22 protein-coding genes are annotated in these 23,644 nt (G+C 70.9%); 12 read left to right on the plus strand and 10 right to left on the minus strand.

The genetic code is table 11. From position 1 onward, the window contains the following. Positions 1 to 86: 86 nt before the first annotated feature. Entirely contained in the window at positions 87 to 1,130 is a 1,044-nt protein-coding gene (locus tag ACFC51_RS02420) for a family 2 encapsulin nanocompartment cargo protein polyprenyl transferase (protein ID WP_376526623.1), read from the minus strand. A 95-nt stretch (positions 1,131 to 1,225) separates the two neighbouring features. Next, the gene (locus ACFC51_RS02425) at positions 1,226 to 2,632 is read right to left on the minus strand and encodes a family 2B encapsulin nanocompartment shell protein (protein WP_376380808.1); all 1,407 of its coding nucleotides are present in this window, start codon (positions 2,630 to 2,632) and stop codon (positions 1,226 to 1,228) included. Positions 2,633 to 2,902: 270 nt separating this feature from the next. Here ACFC51_RS02425 and ACFC51_RS02430 point away from each other — a divergent pair, with 270 nt between their 5' ends. After that, entirely contained in the window at positions 2,903 to 3,913 is a 1,011-nt protein-coding gene (locus ACFC51_RS02430; protein WP_376380810.1) for a questin oxidase family protein, read from the plus strand. 5 nt (positions 3,914 to 3,918) lie between these two features. On the opposite strand, the gene ACFC51_RS02435 is transcribed toward ACFC51_RS02430, so the two are convergent. After that, positions 3,919 to 5,307: an FAD-binding oxidoreductase gene (locus ACFC51_RS02435; RefSeq protein WP_376526626.1), complete on the minus strand. Its 1,389-nt coding sequence runs from the start codon at positions 5,305 to 5,307 to the stop codon at positions 3,919 to 3,921. A gap of 137 nt (positions 5,308 to 5,444) precedes the next feature. On the opposite strand from ACFC51_RS02435, the gene ACFC51_RS02440 reads away from it, so the two are divergent. From ACFC51_RS02440 to ACFC51_RS02455, 4 genes are all read left to right on the plus strand, one after another. Continuing rightward, positions 5,445 to 5,897 (plus strand): RrF2 family transcriptional regulator, encoded by a 453-nt coding sequence (locus ACFC51_RS02440; protein WP_376380539.1) that lies wholly within the window; start codon positions 5,445 to 5,447, stop codon positions 5,895 to 5,897. A 129-nt stretch (positions 5,898 to 6,026) separates the two neighbouring features. Next, positions 6,027 to 7,223, plus strand: coding sequence for a globin domain-containing protein (locus ACFC51_RS02445; RefSeq protein ID WP_376526629.1), 1,197 nt, complete (start codon positions 6,027 to 6,029; stop codon positions 7,221 to 7,223). A gap of 145 nt (positions 7,224 to 7,368) precedes the next feature. Next, on the plus strand, positions 7,369 to 7,959 hold the full coding sequence (locus ACFC51_RS02450; protein WP_376380533.1) for an N-acetylmuramoyl-L-alanine amidase: 591 nt from the start codon (positions 7,369 to 7,371) through the stop codon (positions 7,957 to 7,959). A gap of 28 nt (positions 7,960 to 7,987) precedes the next feature. Beyond that, positions 7,988 to 8,923, plus strand: a complete 936-nt coding sequence (locus ACFC51_RS02455; protein WP_376526632.1) for a 1-aminocyclopropane-1-carboxylate deaminase/D-cysteine desulfhydrase — start codon at positions 7,988 to 7,990, stop codon at positions 8,921 to 8,923. Here ACFC51_RS02455 and ACFC51_RS02460 read toward each other — a convergent pair. After that, positions 8,899 to 10,500, minus strand: coding sequence for a Na+/H+ antiporter (locus ACFC51_RS02460; RefSeq protein ID WP_376380527.1), 1,602 nt, complete (start codon positions 10,498 to 10,500; stop codon positions 8,899 to 8,901). The two genes, ACFC51_RS02455 and ACFC51_RS02460, sit on opposite strands and share 25 nt — an antisense overlap. A gap of 35 nt (positions 10,501 to 10,535) precedes the next feature. Between ACFC51_RS02460 and ACFC51_RS02465 the strand changes: the two genes are divergently transcribed. From ACFC51_RS02465 to ACFC51_RS02475, 3 genes are all read left to right on the plus strand, one after another. Continuing rightward, on the plus strand, positions 10,536 to 10,796 hold the full coding sequence (locus ACFC51_RS02465; RefSeq protein WP_376380525.1) for a UBP-type zinc finger domain-containing protein: 261 nt from the start codon (positions 10,536 to 10,538) through the stop codon (positions 10,794 to 10,796). A 230-nt stretch (positions 10,797 to 11,026) separates the two neighbouring features. After that, on the plus strand, positions 11,027 to 11,440 hold the full coding sequence (locus ACFC51_RS02470; protein WP_014154139.1) for an anti-sigma regulatory factor: 414 nt from the start codon (positions 11,027 to 11,029) through the stop codon (positions 11,438 to 11,440). Between the two features lie 23 nt (positions 11,441 to 11,463). Beyond that, entirely contained in the window at positions 11,464 to 12,399 is a 936-nt protein-coding gene (locus ACFC51_RS02475) for an RNA polymerase sigma factor SigF (RefSeq protein ID WP_376380548.1), read from the plus strand. Positions 12,400 to 12,452: 53 nt separating this feature from the next. On the opposite strand, the gene ACFC51_RS02480 is transcribed toward ACFC51_RS02475, so the two are convergent. Next, positions 12,453 to 12,905, minus strand: coding sequence for a hypothetical protein (locus ACFC51_RS02480; protein WP_376380522.1), 453 nt, complete (start codon positions 12,903 to 12,905; stop codon positions 12,453 to 12,455). 149 nt (positions 12,906 to 13,054) lie between these two features. On the opposite strand from ACFC51_RS02480, the gene ACFC51_RS02485 reads away from it, so the two are divergent. Together ACFC51_RS02485 and ACFC51_RS02490 are read left to right on the plus strand one after the other, a co-directional pair. Next, complete coding sequence (locus tag ACFC51_RS02485) at positions 13,055 to 14,023, plus strand: diacylglycerol/lipid kinase family protein (protein ID WP_376380519.1); 969 nt, start codon at positions 13,055 to 13,057, stop codon at positions 14,021 to 14,023. A 320-nt stretch (positions 14,024 to 14,343) separates the two neighbouring features. Further along, positions 14,344 to 14,601, plus strand: a complete 258-nt coding sequence (locus ACFC51_RS02490; RefSeq protein ID WP_003953983.1) for a WhiB family transcriptional regulator — start codon at positions 14,344 to 14,346, stop codon at positions 14,599 to 14,601. 198 nt (positions 14,602 to 14,799) lie between these two features. On the opposite strand, the gene ACFC51_RS02495 is transcribed toward ACFC51_RS02490, so the two are convergent. Next, positions 14,800 to 16,266, minus strand: a complete 1,467-nt coding sequence (locus ACFC51_RS02495; RefSeq protein ID WP_376380545.1) for a sensor histidine kinase — start codon at positions 16,264 to 16,266, stop codon at positions 14,800 to 14,802. Between the two features lie 526 nt (positions 16,267 to 16,792). On the opposite strand from ACFC51_RS02495, the gene nagB reads away from it, so the two are divergent. Next, positions 16,793 to 17,578: a glucosamine-6-phosphate deaminase gene (gene nagB / locus ACFC51_RS02500; protein WP_376380517.1), complete on the plus strand. Its 786-nt coding sequence runs from the start codon at positions 16,793 to 16,795 to the stop codon at positions 17,576 to 17,578. Positions 17,579 to 17,651: 73 nt separating this feature from the next. Here the strand turns inward: nagB and ACFC51_RS02505 are convergent, their stop codons facing one another. From ACFC51_RS02505 to ACFC51_RS02520, 4 genes are all read right to left on the minus strand, one after another. Then, the gene (locus ACFC51_RS02505) at positions 17,652 to 19,175 is read right to left on the minus strand and encodes a glycoside hydrolase family 3 protein (RefSeq protein WP_376526634.1); all 1,524 of its coding nucleotides are present in this window, start codon (positions 19,173 to 19,175) and stop codon (positions 17,652 to 17,654) included. 9 nt (positions 19,176 to 19,184) lie between these two features. Further along, entirely contained in the window at positions 19,185 to 20,057 is an 873-nt protein-coding gene (locus ACFC51_RS02510) for a carbohydrate ABC transporter permease (RefSeq protein WP_376377119.1), read from the minus strand. Next, a complete protein-coding gene (locus tag ACFC51_RS02515; protein ID WP_376377121.1) occupies positions 20,054 to 21,070 on the minus strand; it encodes a carbohydrate ABC transporter permease in 1,017 nt (338 codons plus the stop codon). The genes ACFC51_RS02510 and ACFC51_RS02515 overlap by 4 nt, the downstream gene beginning before the upstream one ends. A gap of 123 nt (positions 21,071 to 21,193) precedes the next feature. Then, the gene (locus tag ACFC51_RS02520; RefSeq protein WP_376377123.1) at positions 21,194 to 22,492 is read right to left on the minus strand and encodes a sugar ABC transporter substrate-binding protein; all 1,299 of its coding nucleotides are present in this window, start codon (positions 22,490 to 22,492) and stop codon (positions 21,194 to 21,196) included. Between the two features lie 285 nt (positions 22,493 to 22,777). On the opposite strand from ACFC51_RS02520, the gene ACFC51_RS02525 reads away from it, so the two are divergent. Then, on the plus strand, positions 22,778 to 23,548 hold the full coding sequence (locus tag ACFC51_RS02525; RefSeq protein WP_376377178.1) for a GntR family transcriptional regulator: 771 nt from the start codon (positions 22,778 to 22,780) through the stop codon (positions 23,546 to 23,548). Positions 23,549 to 23,644 lie beyond the last annotated feature (96 nt).

Below are 23,644 nucleotides of genomic sequence, written 5' to 3' on the forward strand. Positions count from 1 at the left end.
GTCCCGTGATGATGAGGGATACCTGCATCCCAACCGACGCACGGAATACTAGAGTTGAGGACAGCAGCGGCCACGGGCGGCCCGGCTCAGTGGGTTCTGCGGGTGACGAACTCGGCGAGTGCCAGCAGGTCTCCGGCGGCGTCCGGCGCGGGCACGGCTCGGGACAGGTGGTGGACCGCGCGGGCCATGCGGTCCGCTGCCGCGGTCTGGGCCCAGTCCCGGCCGCCGGCCCGGTCGACGGCGTCGGCGGCGCTCCCCACCTCTCCCGGGGTGTTCATGGCTCCCCGGTAGAGGGCGGCGAGCTCGGCCCCGGCCGGGGTGCCCGAGGTGAGCGCCGCGACCACGGGCAGGGACTTCTTGTGGGCGCTCAGGTCCGCCCCGACGGGTTTGCCCGTGCGTGCCGTGTCACCCCAGATCCCGATCAGGTCGTCGATGAGCTGGAACGCGAGGCCCGCCTCCCGGCCGAACCCGTCCATGGCACGGACCTCCCGCTCCCCCGCCCCCGCGTAGAGCGCCCCCAGGGCGCACGCGCAGCCGAGCAGGGCCCCCGTCTTGGCCATGGCCATGGCCAGGCACTCGTCCAGGCTGACGTCCTCGGGCCCGCGCCCCTCCAGGGCGCAGTCGGCCTGCTGGCCCGCGCAGAGCTCGATGACGCAGGTGGCGAGCCGGACCGCGGCCTGTGCGGACGCGGGGTGCGGGTCGTCCGCCAGCAGCCGCAGGGCGAGGGAGGACATGGCGTCCCCGGTGATCACGGCGTCCGGCACCCCGAACACCGCCCAGGCCGTGGGCCGGTGCCGCCTGGTGGTGTCCTCGTCGATGACGTCGTCGTGGAGCAGGGTGAAGTTGTGGGCGAGCTCCACGGCGACCGCCGCCCGCATCGCCGCCTCCGGGTCGCCGCCCAGGGCGCGGGCGGCGGCCAGGACGAGCGCAGGCCTGATGGCCTTGCCGGCCTGCCCGGAGGCGGGTGTGCCGTCGGCGTTCTGCCAGCCGAAGTGGTACATGGCGACCCGGCGTATCGCGCCGGGCAGCGTCTCGACGGCCGCGCGGAGGTGCGGGTCGACGGCGCTGCGGGTGTGTTCCAGCAGCGCGGCGGCCTTGCGCCCCTCCATCGCGGCATCCGAACTGGTCATGGTCACGGTCACTCCTTCCGGGCGCCACGGGGCACCTTGGTCGCGGCCTCGGCCCTGCCGGGGCCCGGGCGGTCGCCGCCCGGGCCCGGGGAGCGTCACCGCCAGCGGCTCACCTCCACGTTCTCCAGGACACCGAGTGCGTCGGGCACCAGCACGGCGGCGGAGTAGTACGCCGTCACGAGGTACGAGATGATCGCCTGCTCGTCGATGCCCATGAAGCGGACCGAGAGGCTCGGTTCGATCTCGTCCGGGATGCCGCTCTGCTGGAGCCCGATGACCCCCTGGTCCGACTCACCGGTCCTCATGCAGATGATGGAGGTGGTGCGGGCGTCGGTGACGGGGATCTTGTCGCACGGGAAGATCGGCACGCCGCGCCACGAGGACACGTGCTGTCCCCCGACCTCGACGGTCTCCGGCACCAGGCCCCGCTTGTTGCACTCGCGCCCGAACGCGGCGATGGCACGGGGGTGGGCGAGGAACAGCTTCGATCCGCGCCGCCGTGACAGGAGCTCGTCCATGTCGTCGGGGCCGGGGGCCCCGTCGTGGGGCTGGAGCCGCTGCCCGTAGTCGCAGTTGTTGAGCAGGCCGAACTCCCGGTTGTTGATGAGCTCGTGCTCCTGGCGCTCGCGCAGCGCCTCGACCGTGAGCCGCAACTGCTGCTCGGTCTGGTTCATCGGCTGGTTGTAGAGGTCGGCCACCCTGCTGTGGACCTTCAGCACGGTCTGGGCGACGCTCAGTTCGTACTCGCGGGGCGCCGACTCGTAGTCGACGAAGGTGTGGGGGACGACGCTCTCCCCCACATGGCCGGCCGAGAGGTCGATCTCCGCCTCGCCGTAGCGGTTGGTCCGCTGATGGGGGATGGCGAGCAGCCCGGCGAGGTGGTCGCGGAGCGAGTCCGCCCGGGCCGCGAGGTTGAGCACGTCCGCCCGGCGCAGGGTCAGCAGCGTGCAGGCGGTCACCGCGCGGGCCGTGTACTCCCAGTTCGCGTCCCCGTCGATCAGGACGTGGTCGCCGAAGTAGGCGCCGTCCGCGAGGACTCCGAGCACGGTCTCGTCACCGTACGGCCCGGTCCCGATCTTCTCGATCTTGCCGTGGGCCAGCAGATGGACGCGGTCCGCCGCGTCACCGGCGGTGACGAGCACCTCGCCGGCGGCGACGTCGCGCTGTTCGCACCTGCGCGCCAGCTCGGCCAGCACCTCCTCGTCCCCGAAGTCGCGCAGAGCGGGAAGTTCGCCGAGCTCGGCGGGGATGACCGTGACCCGGTCACCGGTCTGGACGAAGGTCACCCTGCCGTCCCCGACCGAGTAGCTCAGCCGGCGGTTCACGCGGTAGGTACCGCCCTGCACCTGTACCCACGGCAGCATGCGCAGCAGCCACCGCGAGGTGATCTCCTGCATCTGCGGGGCGGACTTGGTGGTCGTCGCGAGGTTCCGCGCAGCCGCTGTGCCGAGACTCTGCTGCTGCGGCGGCTGCGTGTCGCGAACCTCTTCACCAACGGACATCCGACATCCTCTCGATCATGGGCTGACCTGCGAGAAGCACACTTCCAGCCCGAGGACACCGCGCGCTATTACACAAAAGAGTGTGACTAATCGGGCGCGGGACGGGAACGTTGCCCGCATCCCGGCGCCCGCATACGGACCGGGCGCGAACCGTGCGAAGTCGTTGCGGTCGCAGGGCGGCCGGGGCCCGGGACCTAGGTCCTCCGCACGCTCCGGATCCCGGACCTCCGCCCGTTACGGCGCCGGGTACCGCGGCCTAGCGTTCTCGCCATGGATACGACAGGCACCCTCGACGAGGCGCTCCAGCGCCTGCACGCGTCCGGCCCCGAGCGCCTCGGACGGCTCACCAACCACGCACCGATGGCCGTCGAGGCCCTCGCCGCCAACGGCCGGCCGGAGGCCGTGCACCGCTGGCTCGACGTGTACGCGTGCCGGCTCGAGGAGTTCCCGGCCGGCGTGGAGCCGGTCACGGACGCCGACTGGCGCTCCGCGCTGGGTGATCCACGCCGCGCCGCCGACTGGATCGGCTACTTCGGCCGGGAGATCGCCGAGCGCCCCTGGCGCGACGTGCTCGCCCAGTGGTGGCCCCGCCTCCTGCCCGGCATGTACGGCGGATCGACGCACCCCGTGATCCGCGTGGGCCACGCCGTGCGCACGCTGCTGGCAGGCGAGAGCACCGGGCCGCGGCTGAACGAGCTCGCGCACGGCCTCGGTTACTGGGCGGCACGCCACCACCCCGTCACCGGCCTCGCCCCCGTGGCCGGTGCCGAGGGCGCCGGCGCGGCCCTCGACGCGGTGCGCCCCATCGCCGCGCGGGAGGGCGGCTTCCCCGACCGGCTCGGCCGCGTCACGAGCGTGCCGGTGTGGGCGGCCTCGGTCACGGACCCGGAGGAGGCGCGCAGCCGGCTCACCGAGCTGGTGCGGGCGGCCACCCACCGGTACGCCACGCACGGCCACGGTGAGGAGACGATGCTGGTGCACGCGGCGACCGCACCCAACGCCGTCCTCCGGACGCTTCCCGCGCTCCCGCGCGCCCTGTGGGTGCCGAGCCTCCGGGCCGCGTGGACCGCCTCGGCCGCGGTCACCGCCATGTACGCGCCCAAGGCCCCGGTGGCCTGGGTCCCGCCGGGCGGGGTGACGCCCGAAGAGGTCTTCGAACTGGCCCTGGCTCACGGCGACGAGCACGTCGTCAAGCTGACCGACACGGCCCTCGACGTCGGCGGCGAGCAGGCGCTCGCGGCGGCGCTGCGGGCCGTCGAGCTCAGCGAGCCCCTCCGGTAGGGCGGTCAGCCGGACAGCGGCGCGCCGGACGTGACGACCTTGCCCGGGTTGAGGATGCCGTGCGGGTCCAGGGCGGCCTTGACCGCCCGCTGCATGGCGAGGTTGACGGGGCCCACCTCCCGGCCCATCCCGCCCATCTTCAGCAGGCCCACTCCGTGCTCACCGGTGACGGTGCCCCCGAAGGAGATCGCCGCGTCGAGGATGTCCTCGAAGGCGAGCTGCGCGCGGGCGCGGGCGGCGTCGTCCCCCGGCTCGGTGATGATCAGAGGATGGAGGTTGCCGTCGCCGGCGTGCGCGATGTTGGCGATCAGGACGTCGTGCTCGCCGGCGATCTCCTCGACACGTGCCAGCATCTGCGGGACACGGGACCGCGGCACGACCACGTCCTCGGTGAGCACCGGACCCAGCCGCTCCAGGGCGGGGTAGGCGAGGCGGCGGGCCTGGAAGAGGGCGTCCGCCTCCGCCTGGTCGGTGGAGACCTCGGCCCAGGCGGCGCCGGCCTCCGCGAAGCAGGCCCGCACGGCGTCGGCCTCCGCGTCACCCGCGGCTCCCGGGGTGTCGACCCGCCCGAGCAGGATGGCGTCGGCGTCCGCCGACAGCCCCATGTTCTTCCACTCGTCGACGGCCTTCAGGCAGTGCCGGTCGAGGAGTTCGAGCGCCGAGGGCACGATGCCCGCGGCGGTCACCCGGCTCACCGCGTCGCCGGCGGCGACCACCGAGTCGAAGAAACCCGCCACGGTGCGCTCCGGGGGACGCGCGCCGCGCAGCTTCACGGTGATCTCGGTGATCACGCCGAGCGTGCCCTCGGACCCGACGAACAGCCCGCACAGGTCGTACCCGGCGACGCCCTTGGCGGTCCGCCTGCCCATCCGCACGACCTCGCCGAGGCCGTTGACGGCCTCGAGCCCGATGACGTAGTCCCGGGTGACGCCGTACTTGACGCAGCACATGCCCCCGGCGTTGGTGGCGGTGTTGCCGCCGATGGTGGACCAGGGGGAGCTCGCGGGGTCCGGCGGGTACCAGAGCCCCTCGGCGGCGCAGGCGGCGCGCAGGTCGTCGTTGACGACTCCCGGCTGGACGACGGCGATGCGCTCCACCGGGTCGATGCGCAGGATCCGGTTCATGTCCTCGAACGAGAGCACGACGGCGCCGTCCACCGCGTTGGCCCCGCCCGAGAGGCCCGTACCGGCGCCGCGCGGGATCACCGGGATCCGGTGTCCGGCGCAGTACGCGACGACCGCCCGCACCTCGTCGGTGTCCTGGGGCCGCACGACGGCGAGGGGCACCCCCGCCGGGGCCCACTCCGCCTCGTCGTGCGCGTAACGGCCCAGGCTGTCCGGGTCGGTGATGACCTTGCTCGCCGGTATCCCGTCGGCTGCGTTCGGCTTCGGCACGGCCGCTGACCACCTCTCTCGCACCACGCGGACCCCGCATCCGTCACGGAGCCGCTCCCCCATCATGGCCCTCCCTCGCCGGCCGGGAACAGCCGCCCTTACTTGCATCTCATATGCAACTTATCTACGCTGCGGCCATGCGGCTGACGCGATTCACCGATGTGGCGCTCCGGGTGCTCATGCGCCTGACCACCACCGCGGACGGAGAGGACCCGCCGACCACCCGCGAGGTGGCGGCCACCATGCAGGTGCCGTACACCCACGCGGCGAAGGTAGTCGCCCGCCTCCAGCACCTCGGCCTGGTCGAGGCCCGACGCGGCCGGGGCGGGGGCCTCGCCCTCACCACCGCCGGACGGTCGGCATCGGTCGGCGCCCTGGTGAGACGGCTCGAAGGGCCCGGCGAGGTCGTCGAATGCGAGGGCGGCACCCCGTGCCCGCTGCGTTCCGCCTGCCTGCTCCGCTCCGCGCTCCGCCGGGCCGAGGAGGCGTTCTACGCCTCGCTCGACCCCCTCACGGTCGGCGATCTCGTCTCCTCCCCCACCGGCCCGCTCCTGCTCGGCATCAGCCGCGGCCGGCCCGCGGCCGGCTGACCCCCCGCACGCCCGGCGGACAACTCGCCGCACCCGCGGCCGGGCACGCCCGGGCAGAAATACGCATCTCACATGCCATTTTTCGAGGGCCGCCCCGCGCGGCCGCCCTCACGACCGAGGAGTCAACCGATGCTCTCCGACACGTCGACCGCGACCGTACGAGCCACGCTGCCCGCCGTGGGAGCGGCCGTCGACGACATCGCCGACCTCTTCTACCGGAAGCTGTTCGACGCCCACCCGGAACTCCTGCGGGACCTGTTCAACCGGGGCAACCAGGCGTCGGGCACCCAGCGCCGGGCGCTCGCCGGCTCCATCGCCGCCTTCGCCACGCACCTGGTCGAGAACCCCGGCACCCGGCCCGACGTGATGCTGGGCCGCATCGCCAACAAGCACGCGTCGCTGGGCATCACCGCCCCGCAGTACGCGATCGTGCACACCCACCTCTTCGCCGCGATCGCCGAAGTGCTCGGCGACGCGGTCACCCCCGAGGTCGCCGCGGCCTGGGACGAGGTCTACTGGCTGATGGCCGACGCCCTGATCGCCGTCGAGGAGCGGCTCCACGCACAGCAGGACGTGACGGCGGGGGACGTGTGGCGCGCGTGGACGGTGATCTCACGCACCGAGGACACCCCCGACGTCGCCACCTTCCGGATCATCCCCGCCGACGGCGCACCTGCGCCCGCCTTCCGGCCGGGCCAGTACGTCTCCGTCCAGGTGGAACTCCCCGACGGCGCCCGTCAGATACGCCAGTACAGCCTCACCGGGGCGCCCGGCCCCGGCCCGCGCTCCTTCTCCGTCAAGCGGGTGCGGGGTGAGGAGGGCCCGGAGGGCGAGGTCTCCGCCCACCTGCACGCACGGCTGCGCGCGGGCGACCCGCTGCGCGTCTCGGCGCCCTACGGCGACCTGGTGCTCGACGACTCCGACGCCCCCCTGCTCCTCGTCTCGGCCGGCATCGGCTGCACCCCGATCCTGTCGATGCTGGAAGACCTGGCCGGGCGGGGGCACCGCTCGCCCGTCACCGTGGTGCACGGCGACAGGTCGCCCGCCGACCACGCGCTGCGCGCCCGCCACGAGGCCCTCGCCGGTGAACTGCCCGGCGGCTCGTCCCACTTCTGGTACGAGACCCCGGCGCCCGGACACCCCGCCGAGCGCACAGGGAGGGTCGACCTGGACGGACTGGAGATCGCGCCGGGCAGCCGGGCCTACCTCTGCGGTCCGCTGCCCTTCATGCGCGCCGTCCGGACCCAGCTGCTGGGCAGGGGGGTGGCCCCGGCCGACATCCACTACGAGGTGTTCGGCCCCGATCTCTGGCTCGCCCAGGACTGAACACGACGCGCCGCCGCCACGTACGGAGTGTCCGGATCGAATCGCACACGACGCGAACAGCGCACGAACAGGTTTGGCGGAGCCTCCTGTTCCGGTACAAGCGCTGTACGGACACACGCTCCGCCCCGTGACGAAGGAGTTGGCCATGTCCTCACCGATGTCCGCGAGCAGCTTCCTCAAGGCCCTGAAGGACGAAGGACTCACCGTCGTCCAGGTGGGCGACTGGCGTACGCACAACCGCAACCACAAGGGCCCCTGGGGGCCCGTGCACGGCGTGATGCTCCACCACACCGTCACGAAGGGCACCGCCCGCACCGTCGAGATCTGCCGGGACGGCTACTCGGGCCTGCCGGGCCCGCTCTGCCACGGTGTGATCGCCAAGGACGGCCGGGTCCACCTGGTCGGCTACGGCCGCGCCAACCACGCCGGTCTCGGCGACGACGACGTCCTGCGCGCCGTCATCGCCGAGACGCGCCTGCCGTCGGACAACGAGTCCAACACCGACGGCAACCGGCACTTCTACGGCTTCGAGTGCGAGAACCTCGGCGACGGCAAGGACCCCTGGCCCGCCGTGCAGCTGGAGGCCATCGAGAAGGCCGCGGCCGCGGTATGCCGCTTCCACGGCTGGGACGCCCCGTCGGTCATCGGGCACCTGGAATGGCAGCCCGGCAAGGTCGACCCGCGCGGCTTCTCGATGACGGGCATGCGCAACCGGATCCACGACCGGCTGAAGTAGGGCGGTACGGGCGGCACACAATGAAGGCATGGACGACGACGCACCCGACCTCTCCCGGCTGCAGCCGGTGCTCCCCTCACCCCTGCAGCCGGCCGAGGACGAGCGCTTCGCGCGGCACGGCGTGACGCTGCTGCTCAAGCGTGACGACCTGATCCACCCGGACCTCCCGGGCAACAAGTGGCGCAAGCTCGCCCCCGGCCTCCGGGCCACCGCCGGACGTACGGTGCTGACCTTCGGCGGGGCCTACTCGAACCACCTCAGGGCCACGGCCGCCGCCGGGCGCCTGCTGGGCTTCCCCACCGTCGGCGTGGTGCGGGGCGACGAGCTGGCCCACCGCCCGCTGAACCCCTCCCTGGCGCGGTGCGCCGCCGACGGCATGCGCCTGCACTTCGTGGACCGCGCCACCTACCGCGCGAAGACCTCTCCCGGCGTCCTGGACGGCCTGCTGAGACTCTTCGGGGACTGCCTGGTCGTCCCGGAGGGCGGCAGCGACGCGCTGGCCGCACAGGGCTGCACAGAGCTCGGCCGCGAGCTCCGGGGCGAGACCGGGACCGTGGCGGTCGCCTGCGGCACCGGCGGCACCCTGGCGGGGCTGGCCGCCGGGCTGGGCCGGGGCCAGCGCGCCCTGGGCGTTCCCGTCCTGCGCGGCGGCTTCCTGGGAGAGGCGGTGCGCGACCTGCAGCGGGAGGCGTTCGGCGGCCCGGCCGGGGAGTGGTCGCTGGACGAGCGCTTCCACTTCGGCGGGTACGCCCGCACGACGCCGGAGCTGCACGCCTTCGCCGACGACTTCGAGGACCGGCACGGCCTGCCCGTGGAACGGCTCTACGTCGCCAAGCTCCTGTACGGACTGACCGTCCTGGCCGGGGAGGGCGCGTTCGCCCCCGGGTCCGCGGTCACCGCGGTCGTCACGGGAAGCCCCTGGCCGGCGGCGGACCACGGTCACGCCCCGTCCGACTCCCGGTAGGCGGCGGCCTCCTCCAGGTCCAGCCTCCGCAGGAGGGCCCGCAGCATCTCGTCGTCGATCCGCCGCTCGTCCCTCAGGCGTACGAAGACCTCGCGCTCGGCGGCGATCATGTCCCGCGCCAGCCTCCGGTAGGTGTCGTCGACCGACTCCCCGGTGACCGGATTGGGCGCGCCGAGCCTCTCCCACACAGCGTTGCGGCGCCGTTCCATGACGGCCCTCAGCCGCTGGGTGAGGGGGTCGGGGAGTTCGTTGCGCGGGTCGGCCAGCAGCGCCTCCAGCCGCTCGTCGGCCACCGTCGACGCCTCGTTCTGCGCCTGCGCCTCCGCCAGGGTCTGGTCGCGTTCGCTGCGCCCCCGGAGCTTCAGCACGCGCACCAGGAGGGGCAGGCTGAGCCCCTGGACGACCAGGGTCCCGATGACGGTCGTGAACGTCAGGAACAGCACCAGGTTGCGTGCAGGGAAGTCCTCCCCGTCGTGCGTGACCATCGGGATGGAGAAGGCGATGGCCAGGGAGACGACGCCTCTCATCCCGGCCCAGCCCACGATCAGGGTCGAGTTCCACGGGGGCACACCTTCGCGCTCCCTGATCCGCCTGGAGAGACGGGGCGGCAGATACGTCGCCGGGTACACCCAGACGAAGCGCACGGCCACGACGGCCACGAACACGAGGACGGCGTAACCGAGGGCCTCGGCGACGCCGTACGCGCCGAGCCCTCTGAGCACGAAGGGCAGCTGCAGCCCGATGAGCGCGAAGACCGCGGACTCCAGGACGAACGCGACCATCTTCCAGACGGCCGCCTCCTGGAGGCGCGTCGCGAAGTCGACCTGCCAGGAGCGGTGCCCCAGGTAGAGGGCGACGACGACCACGGCGAGCACCCCGGAGGCATGCACCCGTTCCGCCGCCGCGTAGGCGACGAAGGGGATCAGCAGCGACAGGGTGTTCTGGAGCAGCGCCTCCTTGAGGTGGGTGCGCAGCCAGTGCAGCGGCACCATCAGCAGCAGGCCGACCGCGACGCCCCCGACCGACGCGAGCAGGAACTCACCGGCCCCCGCGCCCCAGCTCATGCCCTCGCCGACGGCGGCGGCGAGGGCCACCTTGAAGGCGGTGATCGCGGTGGCGTCGTTGACCAGCGACTCCCCCTGGAGGATCGTCGTCACCCGTGCGGGCAGACCGACCCTGCGGGCGATCGCGGCGGCCGTGACCGCGTCGGGCGGGGCGACCACCGCGCCGAGCACCAGGGCGGCGGTGAGGGGCAGGTCCGGCACGAGGAGATAGGCCAGCCACCCCACGGCAACCGTCGCGAAGAGCACGTACCCCACCGAGAGGAGCGCGACCGGTCTGAGATTGGCCCGCAGGTCGAGGTACGAGCTGTCGACCGCCGCCGTGTACAGCAACGGCGGGAGCAGCAGGGGCAGCACGACGTGCGCGTCCAGCGTGTAGGTCGGCACCCCCGGCAGGTACGAGGCCAGCAGGCCGGCGGCGACCAGCAGCAGGGGTGCGGGGACCGGGGTACGCCGCGCGGCCCCCGCGACCGCGGCGCTTGCCGCGATGAGCGCCACCAGCGGCAATGCGTCCATCTCACCGTCCTCACATCCGACGTAACGTGGCCATCATGAGTGAGTGCGCCCACGTATCCGAATTGCCGCGCCCCGAGCCCGCCCCGCTCCACGACACCTGTCAGGAGTGCCTGGAGGCGGGCACCCATCCCGTGCAGCTGCGTCTCTGCCTCGTCTGCGGGCACGTCGGGTGCTGCGACTCCTCGCGCCTGAAGCACGCCACCGCGCACCACCGGGAGACCGGGCATCCGGTGATGCGCAGCTTCGAATGCGCGGAGAGCTGGCGCTGGTGCTTCGTGGACGGTTCGATCGTCTGACGCCTGGGTACGTCAAACCGGCGCCGGTTCTTCGCAATTGACCGCCGCAGACCCCTAGCCACTGTGCGTACTCATGTGCCTACCATGAGTAACCATGAGGTTGCGGTCGCGGCGACACGGCATCATGGGTCGCGACAGCGTCGCCGAACCACAGAACCGACGACGGTCCGCACGGCCCCGGGCAATCACCCCGGAGCCTCGAACGAGTTTGTGCCACCTTGGAGGTGAGGGTGTCCCAGATCGCAGGCGAGCCCGGGAACCAGGACTTCGTAGAGGTCCGGCTGCCCGCTGCGGGTGCCTACCTGTCGGTGCTGCGTACGGCCACGGCCGGTCTCGCAGCGCGCTTGGACTTCACTCTCGACGAGATCGAGGATCTCCGAATCGCGGTCGACGAGGCCTGCGCGATCCTGCTCCAGCAGGCCGTGCCGGGCTCCGTGCTCAGCTGCGTGTTCCGCCTCGTCGGCGATTCCCTCGAGGTGACCGTCTCGGCCCCCACGACGGACGGCCGCGCCCCGGAACGCGACACCTTCGCGTGGACGGTGCTCTCCGCACTGGCAGGCAAGGTCGACTCCACGGTCGCCGACGACCGCACGGTCAGCATCAGCCTCTACAAACAGCGCGGCGCGGGACCCGGGCCGGCGTGAGCGACGGGAACGGGGACGGTCCTGTGCGGGACGAGACGATCCGGTCGGAGGCGGTGCGCCCAGCCGCCCTCCCGGAACAGCAGGCCCGGCCGCACCCGGAGGGCGGGCCGGACGGGGCGGACGGCACGCAGGGCCGTCCGGTCGCGGCGGAGCAGTCGCAGGCGGAGCGGGCAGGCCAGATGAGCGAGCACAGGCACCACGATCCACACGACCGCAGCGGGGCACGGGCACTCTTCATCGAGCTCCGGGAGCTTCCCGACGGCTCGGCGGAGAAGGCCGAGCTGCGCAACCGGCTGGTGCGGATGCACCTGCCGCTCGTGGAGCACCTGGCCCGCAGGTTCCGCAACCGCGGGGAGCCGCTGGACGACCTGACCCAGGTCGCCACCATCGGCCTGATCAAGTCGGTGGACCGGTTCGACCCGGACCGCGGCGTCGAGTTCTCGACGTACGCGACTCCCACGGTCGTCGGCGAGATCAAGCGCCACTTCCGGGACAAGGGCTGGGCGGTCCGGGTGCCCCGGCGCCTCCAGGAACTGCGGCTGTCGCTGACCACGGCCACCGCGGAGCTCTCCCAGCAGCACGGCCGCTCCCCCACCGTGCACGAGCTGGCGGAGCGCCTGGGCATCTCCGAGGAGGAGGTCCTGGAGGGGCTGGAATCGGCCAATGCCTACAGCACGCTCTCGCTGGACGTGCCGGACACGGACGACGAGTCCCCGGCGGTCGCGGACACGCTGGGCTCCGAGGACGAGGCACTGGAGGGCGTCGAGTACCGCGAGTCGCTCAAGCCGCTGCTGGAGGACCTCCCGCCGCGCGAGAAGCGGATCCTGCTGCTGCGCTTCTTCGGCAACATGACCCAGTCGCAGATCGCGCAGGAGGTCGGCATCTCGCAGATGCACGTCTCCCGGCTCCTCGCCCGCACGCTGGCACAGCTGCGCGAGCGGCTGCTCGTCGAGGAGTAGCAGCCGGAAGGGGTCCCGGGGAACGGGCCGGGGAGTCCCGGCCCGGACACCGGTCAGGCGTCGGGGGTCGGACGCGGTCCCCGGCGGATGCCCAGCGCCTTCGTCGTCGTGGGGTCGAGCACGAGGACGAGCGCCGTCACGGCGACGGCCGCAAGGACGATGCCGGCGGGGATGAGCGCACCCTGGGCCCGCAGCAGCGTCCAGGCCACCGGCATCGCCATGAGCTGGGTGATGAGCGCGGGGCCACGGCTCCAGCTACGGCGCCGCAGCAGCCCGCGGGCCGCGAACAGCGGGATCAGACCGAGCGCGACCAGCGTCAGTCCGCCCATCTCGGCCTGCTGGATGTCGTCGGGCGCCCCGAACAGGCCGACGGCCAGCATGTAGATCCCGCCGACGGCGAGCGCCGCGCCTTCGAGCGCGTTGAGTGCGGCCAGGGCGGCGATCCGGCCCGGCTTCTCCGCACCGGCCGAGGGCGACGGAGAGGGCGTGTTCTGCTGAGTGCTCACGTCTTTCAGATTCGCATCCCGGCCCCCCGATCGCGAAGCCGGGGCCGCGCCGGACGCGCCACGACGACCCGGTCACACTGTGTGACTGCCCGTGGACCCCTCGGATCGTGACTTCAGGGCGGTGGCGCACCGTAGGTACTCTGGCGGACATGCGCGCACTCCTCGTGGTCAACCCAGCTGCCACCACTACCAGTGCGCGGACGCGTGACGTGCTGATCCACGCCCTCGCGAGCGAGATGAAACTCGAGGCCGTGACCACGGAGTACCGCGGCCACGCCCGGGACCTGGGACGACGGGCCGCCGACTCCGACGACATCGACCTGGTGGTCGCCCTCGGGGGCGACGGCACGGTCAACGAGGTGGTCAACGGGCTGCTGCACGACGGTCCCGACCCGGAGGGCCTGCCGAGCCTTGCCGTGGTCCCCGGCGGGTCCACCAACGTGTTCGCCCGGGCCCTGGGCATCCCCAACGACGCCGTCGAGGCGACGGGCGCCATCCTGGACGCCCTCGCCGACCGCAGCGAGCGCACGGTGGGCCTGGGCCTGGCGGCCGGCACCCCGGGCACGGCGGACGAGGCCGTTCCGGGGCGCTGGTTCACCTTCTGCGCGGGGCTCGGTTTCGACGCGGGCGTCATCGGCAGGGTCGAACAGAAGCGCGAGCGGGGCAAGCGGTCGACCCATGCCCTGTACGTGCGCCAGGTGCTCCGGCAGTTCATGGAGGATCCGCACCGGCGCAACGGGCTGATCACCCTCGACGTGCCCGGCCAGGACCCCGTCACGGACCTCGCGCTGTCGATAATCTGCAACACCGCACCCTGGACCTACCTGGGGAACCGCCCGATATACGCCTCCCCGAAGGCCTCCTTCGACAGCGCCCTGGACATCCTCGCCCTCAAGCGCCTCTCCACCCCCGCCGTGACCCGGTACGCCACTCAGCTGCTCACTTCGAGCCCCGAGAAAGGCCCACACGGCAAGCACGCCGTCTCCATGCACGACCTCACGGACTTCACCTTGCATTCAAAGGCTCCACTGCCCTTCCAGATGGACGGCGACCACCTGGGACTGCGTACAAGCGTGACGTTCACAGGCGTACGCCGTGCACTGCGTGTGATTGTGTGAGTAGAAGGGGCGAAAGTCCTTTAACTCGAACGTTTGGGCTGGCCCCCACCCCTTAGAAGTACGGCTGTGACCTAGTCGACACCGAGGAATCAAAAAAAAGTTTCCAGAAGGGGTTGTATCCGCCGCCGAGGTTTGCGAATCTCTACATGGCGATCGGGACGGCCCGCAACATCGGCCTCCACTGAGAGCCAGAACCCCTCCTCACCACAACAGGACCACATCCAGTTCATCTGGACGTCGGACCTTCGTCTGCGGGGGGATTCGTGAAAGCGTTCACATTCACAAGCACCAGCATGTAATACCAAGGAGAGGTAGCAGCCATGGACTGGCGTCACAACGCCGTTTGTCGTGAGGAAGACCCCGAGCTGTTCTTCCCCATCGGCAACACCGGTCCTGCGCTGCTGCAGATCGAGGAAGCCAAGGCCGTCTGCCGTCGCTGCCCCGTCATGGAGCAGTGCCTGCAGTGGGCGCTCGAGTCCGGCCAGGACTCCGGCGTCTGGGGTGGCCTCAGCGAGGACGAGCGCCGCGCAATGAAGCGCCGTGCCGCTCGCAACCGGGCGCGTAACGCCAGCGCCTGACCGACGCCCCCCGCACGACGAGCCTCAGCCCGGCGGCGCGTACAGAGCGTACGCACAGCCCCGCCTTCGAGTCGCAGCGCGCAGTACCCCCGAAGCGCATCGCACCGTGAGCACCACGCAGTGGGCCCGGACCGTCACAACGGTCCGGGCCCACTGCCATGTCCGGTGCCGGCTGCGGCGACCGCCGCCACCACAGGTCTACTTGTCGTTCTGCACGGGGATGTCGAGCACCACCTGCGTACCGCGCTCCGGGGCCGGGACCATGCCGAAGGTTCCGCCGAGCTCGCCTTCCACGAGCGTCCGTACGATCTGGAGGCCCAGGTTGCCGGCCCGCTGGGGATCGAACCCTTCGGGCAGACCGCGCCCGTCGTCCGTCACCGTGATCAGGAGCCGCCCCTCGGCCGGCGAGCCGCCGCGCACCACGGACACCTCCACGGTGCCGCGCTCGGCCACGGTGAAGGCGTGCTCCAGCGCGTTCTGCAGCACTTCGGTGAGCACCATCGAGAGCGGGGTGGCCACCTCCGCGTCGAGAATCCCGAAGCGACCCGTGCGGCGGCAGGTGACCTTTCCGGGTGAGATCTCGGCGACCATCGCGATCACCCGGTCGGCGATCTCGTCGAACTCGACCCGCTCGTCCAGGTTCTGGGACAGCGTCTCATGGACGATGGCGATCGAACCGACGCGCCGTACTGCCTCGTTGAGCGCCTCACGGCCACGCTCCGAGTCCATCCGGCGCGCCTGGAGGCGCAACAGGGCCGCCACCGTCTGCAGGTTGTTCTTCACCCGGTGGTGGATCTCCCGGATGGTGGCGTCCTTCGTGATCAGTTCCCGCTCGCGGCGCCGCAGTTCGGTGACGTCGCGGAGCAGCACCAGCGACCCGATGCGCACCCCCTTGGGCTTGAGCGGGATCGCACGCAGCTGGATGACACCGCCCGCGCCCTCGACCTCGAACTCCCTGGGCGCGTACCCGCTCGCCACCTTGACGAGGGCTTCGTCCACCGGGCCGCGCGACGGGGCGAGTTCGGCGGTCGTCGCACCGAGGTGGTGGCCGACGAGATCCGAGGCGAGGCCCAGCCGGTGGTAGGCGGAGAGGCCGTTGGGGCTGGCGTACTGCACGACGCCGTCGGCGTCGAGCCTGATCAGCCCGTCACCCACGCGGGGCGACGCGTCCATGTCGACCTGCTGGCCGGGGAAGGGGAACGACCCGGCGGCGATCATCTGGGCCAGGTCGGAGGCGGACTGGAGATACGTGAGCTCCAGCCTGGAGGGCGTACGCACGGTGAGGAGGTTGGTGTTGCGGGCGATGACCCCGAGGATCCGCCCCTCCCTCCGTACGGGGATCGACTCGACCCGGACCGGCACCTCCTCACGCCACTCCGGGTCCCCCTCGCGCACGATGCGGCCCTCGTCCAGGGCGGCGTCCAGCAGCGGTCGGCGGCCGCGCGGCACGAGGTGTCCGACCATGTCGTCCTGGTAGGACGTCGGGCCGGTGTTGGGCCGCATCTGCGCCACGGAGACGTAGCGCGTCCCGTCGCGGGTGGGGACCCACAGGACGAGGTCGGCGAAGGAGAGGTCGGAGAGCAGCTGCCACTCCGAGACCAGCAGGTGGAGCCACTCGAGGTCGGTGTCACCGAGGGCTGTGTGCTGGCGGACCAGATCGTTCATGGAGGGCACACGTGCGAGCGTACCCGTGGAAAGGAAGAGGTTCCGAACCGAACGGCCCCCGGATACGTGACACTGTGAGGGACGGCCCGGACGGGAGATTGTCCGCGCCGACGGATGGACACGGCCTATTGGTCTAGTCCACAATGCACCACGTGGGGGCACGACGGGCAGGACCCGCTCCCGCGCGACAGACCTCCGCTCTCCCCGCACAGGAGAGCGGACCGAGGTACCCGGCGCTCTCTGCCCTGACTGCGCCGGTGCCTCCAGTGGCCGGAGGCACCGCACACCGCCGGCCAGGTAGCTCCGGGCTGCGGTGCCGGACGGGCTGAGGGTCCCGTCCCGGCGCCGCGGCCCGCGGGTGTTTCCGGGGGTGATTCCCCCCCGCGGACGGAGCCGTCCGCCGACAGGGCGACAACCGGTGACCCACTCGTGAACGGTTCCCCTCCGGCGCGCCCCGTTCTGCTAGATTGGGACTTCAGATTGGTCTATACCACATGACGCCACTCTTCAGATCGGCAGGCACAGCGTGGAAGTTGTCATCGTCCCGGACGCCACGGCAGGCGGCGAGCTCATCGCGGAGGCCATCGCGGCCCTGCTGAGCCGCAAGCCCGACGCCCTGCTCGGCGTTGCCACCGGCTCGACCCCGCTGCCCATCTACCAGGCCCTGACGGCGAAGGTCCGCTCCGGCGCCGTCGACGTCGCGCGCGCCCGGATCTGCCAGCTCGACGAGTACGTCGGACTGCCCGCCGGCCACCCCGAGTCCTACCGCTCGGTCGTCCTGCGCGAGGTCATCGAGCCGCTCGGCCTGTCCGAGGCGTCCTTCATGGGCCCGGACGGCTCCGCCGAGGACGTCCAGGCCGCCTGCGAGGCGTACGACGCGGCGCTCGCGGAGGCCGGCGGGGTCGACCTCCAGCTCCTCGGCATCGGCACCGACGGGCACATCGGTTTCAACGAGCCGTGCTCCTCGCTCGCCTCCCGCACCCGGATCAAGACCCTCACCGAGCAGACCCGGATCGACAACGCGCGCTTCTTCGACGACGACATCGAGCAGGTGCCGCACCACGTCATCACCCAGGGGATCGGGACGATCCTCGAATCCCGCCACCCGGTCCTGCTGGCCACCGGCGAGGGCAAGGCCGACGCCGTGGCCCAGACCGTCGAGGGCCCGATCGCCTCGATCGTGCCGGCGTCGGCACTGCAACTGCACCCGCACGCCACGGTCGTGGTCGACGAGGCGGCGGCGTCGAAGCTCAAGCTGGCCGACTACTTCCGTGCCACGTACGCGGCGAAGCCGCGGTGGCAGGGCCTGTAGGCACTCCCCGCACGCAGGAGGGCCGGGCCACCGTCACGGTGGCCCGGCCCTCCTGCGTCGTCCTCCGGCGGCGTCAGGCCCCCGTACCGGTGATCACCTCGGCGGCCGCGACCCCGCACACCCGTGCGGCGCCGTGGGTGACGACGTGCAGCGCCCCCCGGGGCGGCGCCTCGGGGAGGCCCATCTCGACCACGACCGTGTCGGGGCGGGCCGCCAGCACGACGTCCAGCGCCTCGCTCATCCACGCGTGCCGGTGGGCGTCGCGGACGACGGCGACGATGGGCCGGTCCCCGGCCGCCGCCAGCACCTCGGCGCCCGGCGACGGGCTCGCGCCGTCGTAGGTGTCCGTCTCCGTGCCGGGCAGGATCCGCGACAGCTCGGCCGCCACGCCCCACGGCGTCTCGTGGCCCACCGCGATGTTGGCCACCGGGGTGAGCGCCGCGACGTAGGCCGGCCCGGTCAGCGGTCCGGCGGTGCCCGTGACCTTCACGGCCCGTCGGGCAGCGACCAGTCCGATCCCGGCTCCGGTGCCGGGCGCGGTCCCCTCCTGCATGTCCGCGCCCGGCTCCGGGGCAGCCCCCCTGACCCCCTGCGTCCAGGACGCGAGGGCCCGTACACGTGCGGCCGCGTCGGCCAGCCGCTCCTCGGACAGTTCACCGGTGCGTACCGCCGTCACCAGCGCGTCACGCAGCCGCAGCACGGTGTCCTCGTCGGCCAGCCCGCCTCCGACGCAGATGGCGTCGGCGCCCGCAGCGATCGCGAGGACGGATCCGCGCTCGATGCCGTACGTACCGGCGATGGCGTCCATCTCCATGCCGTCGGTGACGATCAGCCCCTCGTAGCCCAGCTCCTGGCGCAGCAGACCGGTGAGGATCTGCGGGCTCAGGGTCGCCGGACGGGTCGGGTCGAGTGCGGGAAGCAGGATATGTGCACTCATCACTGATTTGGAACCCGCCGCGATGGCCGCCCGGAAAGGCACCAGCTCACGGGCGTGGAGGGTGTCCAGGTCCACATCGATGCGGGGCAGCGAGTGGTGCGAGTCGACCGCGGTGTCGCCGTGCCCGGGGAAGTGCTTGGTGCACGCGGCGACACCGGCGGCCTGGAGCCCCTCCACGTACGCGGCGGTGTGCCGGGCGACGAGCGCGGTGTCGGCACCGAAGGACCGCACGCCGATGACCGGGTTGACCGGGTTGGAGTTGACGTCCGCGGACGGCGCCCAGTTGAGGTTGACGCCGCACTCGGCCAGCCGGCGGCCGAGCTCCCGGGCGACGGCCCGGGTCAGGTCCACGTCGTCGACGGAACCGAGGGCGAGGTTGCCGGGGAAGGAGGAGCCGTTGCGGACCTCGAGCCGGGTGACGTCGCCGCCCTCCTCGTCGATCGCGACGAGCACGTCGTCCCGCTCGGCGCGCAGCCGGGCCGTGAGGGCCGCGAGCTGCTCGGGAGAGTGGATGTTACGGCCGAACAGTCCGACGGAGGCCAGGCCTTCGCCGACCCTGCGCAGGAGCCAGTCGGGGGCGCTCGTGCCGGTGAAGCCCGGCTGGAGGACAGCGAGCGCGTCGCGGGTGACGGTGTCCGTGGTGGATACGAGGGTGGTCATGGGGCTGCGTTATCCCTTCACGGCGCCGGAGGTGAGCCCCGTAGCCATCTTCCCCTGGATGATCATGAAGAAGATGACGACCGGGATGGAGATGAGTGTGGAGGCCGCCATCAGGGCGCCGTAGTCCGTTCCGCGCTCCGTGGTGAAGGTCATGAGCCACACGTTGAGCGTGTACTTGGAGTTGTCGTTGATCAGGATGTACGCGAAGAGGTACTCGTTCCACGCGTTGACCAGCGCGAAGATGGACGCGGCGGCCAGTCCCGGTGCCAGCAGCGGGAAGATGACCCGGCGGAAGGCCCCCATGCGGGTGCAGCCGTCCACCATCGCGGACTCCTCGAGCTCCACCGGGATGTTGATCACGAATCCGCGGATCATGATGGTCGCGAACGGCAGCGTGGACACGAGGTAGACGACGATGAGTCCCCAGTACTCGTCGATGCCTCCCAGCGCGTTGAGCTGGAGGTAGATCGGGATCAGCATCGCGGTCGGCGGCAGCATCTGGACGAGGATCATGATCATCATCAGCGCCTTCCGCCCGAAGAAGCGGAAACGTCCGATGGCGAGCGCCGCGAGGGTCGCGATGATCATCCCGCCGACGACGGCGGTGACCGAGACGATGAGGCTCGACTGGATCGCCGTGGCGAAGTTGTCCTGCTTCACCGCTCGCGCGAAGTTGTCGAAGGTGAGGGAGGACGGCCACAGCGTCTGGTCGTAGGACCGGATCTCGTGGTTGGGACGCAGCGAGCTGACGATCAGCCAGTAGACCGGGAAGGCCATCAGCGCGGCGGTGACCAGCGCCAGGACGTTGTAGCCGAGGCGGTTGCGCTTGCGGTCGGGCCTCAGGACCTGGGCCGGCGCGTTCGTGGTCGTGGAGGCGCTCATTCGACCTCTCCCGTCTTGATCAGCTGGCGCAGGTAGTACACGGCGACACCGGAGAGCATCAGGACGGTGATCAGAGCGATCGCGCTGCCCTGGCTGAACGAGGTGGACTCGAACGCCTTGGAGAAGGAGTAGAGGCCGAGGGTCTCGTAGTCGGGCTCGGGCTTGTTGCCGCGCAGCAGCCAGATCTGGCCGAACACGTTGAAGTCCCAGATGACCGAGAGCGTGGCGACCATCGTGAAGACCGGCTTGATGACGGGCCAGGTCACGTAGCGGTAGACCCCGAACGCCGTGGCGCCGTCGAGGGAGGCCGCTTCCTCCAGCTCCTTGGGGACCTGGGTGAGAGCCGCGTACATCGTGATCACGACGAAGGGGATGGCGCCCCAGACGACCAGGAGCGTGATGATGCCGAAGCCCTGCCAGGGGTCGAGGAACCAGTTGTGGCCGAGCCACCGGTCCTCGTCGCCCGTGATGTCGGCGAGCAGGGTGTTGATGAGGCCGTAGTCGGAGTCGGACAGCCAGCGGAAGACGGACGCGGCGACCATCAGCGGCATGGACCAGGCGGCGATCAGCGCCACCGTGAGGACGATGCGCACCCAGGTGGAGACCCGGAGCATCATCAGGGCGATCAGCAGGCCGATGCCCATCGTCAGCACGACGCAGATGGTCATGAAGACGACGGTCCGGCCGACGACGGCCCAGAAGTCCGGGTCGCCGAGGATGTTGGTGAACTGCTCGAAGCCGACCCAGGGGGTCTCGCCGTTGCCCCAGAGTGCCGCCCGCCCCAGGTCCTGGAAGGACATGATCACGGTCTTGACCAGCGGGTAGACGTAGACGGCGGCGATCGCCAGGATCGCCGGCAGGATCAGGAGGTAGGGGAGCAGCTCTCCCTTCCTCCGCTGTCTCTTCGGGCGCGGCCCGGCGGCTTCCTGCGGGGAGGGCGAGGTCCCGGTCTTCTCCGGGACACTCGGTACGGGGACCGGTGGACCGGCGGCCTTGGTGTCGGCAGCAGTCACGTGACTGACCTTCCATCGGGACTCCCGGGGTCTCTACCCGGGAATCACGGCGTTCTCAACCTAAGAAAGGGACGGGGGCCCGGTGTTCGCCGGGCCCCCGCCTGGAGAGCCGAAGGCTCGTGACTACTTGTTGATCAGCTCGTTGATCTTCTCGTCGGCCTTCTTGGCGGCGTCGGCCACCGAGGTGCCCTTGAGGATCTCCAGGAGCATGTTCTCCAGGACCTCCTCCTTCTCGATGGAGGTCCAGCCCGGCGCGATCGGCGTGAACCAGGCGTCCGGCACGGCGTTGGCGACGGCGGCCGTCTCCGGCTTGGACTTCAGCGGCTCGAGCTGCTTCTCGTTGTTCGGGAGGATGTTCTTGGAGGTGAGCACCTCCTGCGACTTCTCGCTGGTGAAGAGCGAGACCCACTCCTCACCCAGGTCGGTGACCTTGGACTTGGCGGTCACCGCGAGGTCCGAGCCGCCGATGAAGGACGGGAGCGCCTTGCCGTCCGGGCCGGGCATGCCGGCCGTTCCGATCTTGCCCTCGAGCTTCGGGTTGCCGTTGTTGGCACCGTCGACGACCGAGCCGGCCTCCCAGCCGTTGCCGTAGATCAGGGCCGCCTTCTCGTTGGCCATGACGTTGGCGTGGTCCTGCTCGTCCTTCGTCTGGTCGGCCTTGTTGTACTTCTTGACCAGGTTGACGAAGTGCTCGATGCCCTTCTGGGACTCGGGGGAGGAGAGGTTGCCCTTCCACTCCTTCGCACCCTCGTCGTACTCGGCGATGGAGCCGCCGTAGCCCGCGACGTAGGACATGGCCGCGTACCAGTAACGGCCCGGCAGGTAGAGGGACGAGAAGCGCTTGTCCTTCTTGTTGTACTCCGCGGAGACCTTGTCGAGTGCGGCGAGCAGCTCGTCCTCGGTCTGCGGGAGGACATCGCTGCCCGTGCCCTTCTTGAGCATGTCCTTGTTGTAGATCGCGACACGGGCGCCCGCGTAGTAGGGCACGCAGAACTGCTTGCCCTCGAAGGTGCAGGTGTCCTTCAGACCCTTGATCCAGGTGTCCGAGTTGTCGTACTTCTTGGGGTCGATCTCGGCCAGCGCACCGTTGAGGATGTACTGCATCGTCTCGGTGTTGCCGAGCTCGACGACGTCCGGGAACTTGTCGCCGCCGAGGGCCGTGTCGAGCTTCTTGGCCTTGTCCGCCCACTGCTGGTACTGGACGTCGACCTTCACCTTGGGGTACTTCTTCTTGAACTGCGCGTTGACGTCCTTGACCAGTTCCGGCCAGGTGCTCTGCGCGTCGACCATGAGCCAGACCGTCAGGCTCTCGGTACGGTCCTTCGGGTCCTTCGAGGCGTTGTCATTACTGTCCCCACCACACGCCGCGATTCCGGTCATCATCGCTGCGACGCCTACTGCCGCAATGAGCTTGCGCTTCATGCCACACCCTCCTCAGGGATACCAGCAACCCCCCGCCCACCGCGAAGACGTACGCCGGCGCTACCTGTGGGGCTGGGACCTGGTCTTTAATGGTTTAGACCAGTACCGGGAGCTTGGCCTAGACCTTTAGGGGTGTCAAGGGTGTATAAGAAGTGCACTCGCGTCCGTTATCGGACCGACACCTGAGGGAGGGCGACGAGCCGTGACCGGACCGTGCCACCATGTGAGCCGCGACAGACGGAGGAGCCGGTGACGGCAGCAACGCAGCAGTCGGGAAGGCGGGCCATGGGTGCCGACGGGGGCAGCAGTACGAGCGAGACGGGTACGGGTACGGGTGCGCGTACGGCACGCGTCCCGAAGTACTACCGGCTCAAGCGCCACCTCCTCGACATGACGGACACCATGCCGCCCGGCACCCCTGTGCCGCCCGAGCGGACCCTGGCCGCGGAGTTCGACACCTCGCGCACCACGGTGCGCCAGGCCCTCCAGGAACTGGTGGTCGAGGGCCGGCTGGAACGCATCCAGGGCAAGGGCACCTTCGTCGCCAAGCCGAAGGTCTCCCAGGCCCTGCAACTCACCTCGTACACCGAGGACATGCGCGCCCAGGGTCTGGAACCCACTTCCCAGCTGCTGGACATCGGCTACGTCACGGCGGACGACACCCTCGCCGGGCTGCTGGACATCACGGCCGGCGGGCGGGTGCTGCGCATCGAGCGGCTCAGGCTCGCCAGCGGCGAGCCGATGGCCATCGAGACGACGCACCTGTCGGCCAAGCGCTTCCCCGCGCTGCGCCGTTCGCTGGTGAAGTACACCTCCCTCTACACCGCCCTGGCCGAGGTGTACGACGTGCGGCTCGCCGAGGCCGAGGAGACCATCGAGACCTCGCTCGCGACCCCGCGCGAGGCGGGACTGCTCGGCACGGACGTCGGTCTCCCGATGCTCATGCTGTCCCGGCACTCGATCGACGGACACGGCGAACCGGTGGAATGGGTGCGCTCGGTGTACCGGGGCGACCGGTACAAGTTCGTGGCCCGTCTGAAGCGTCCGACCGACTAGACGTCCCGGACCTCCGGCGCGGCCGATCCCCCTGTGCGGACAGGGGGATCAGTCATTTCGGGCGACACCGGACCGTTGCAGGACCGCAATGCGGAC

The sequence above is a fragment of the Streptomyces sp. NPDC055962 genome, from assembly GCF_042270185.1.
GTDB lineage: Bacteria > Actinomycetota > Actinomycetes > Streptomycetales > Streptomycetaceae > Streptomyces.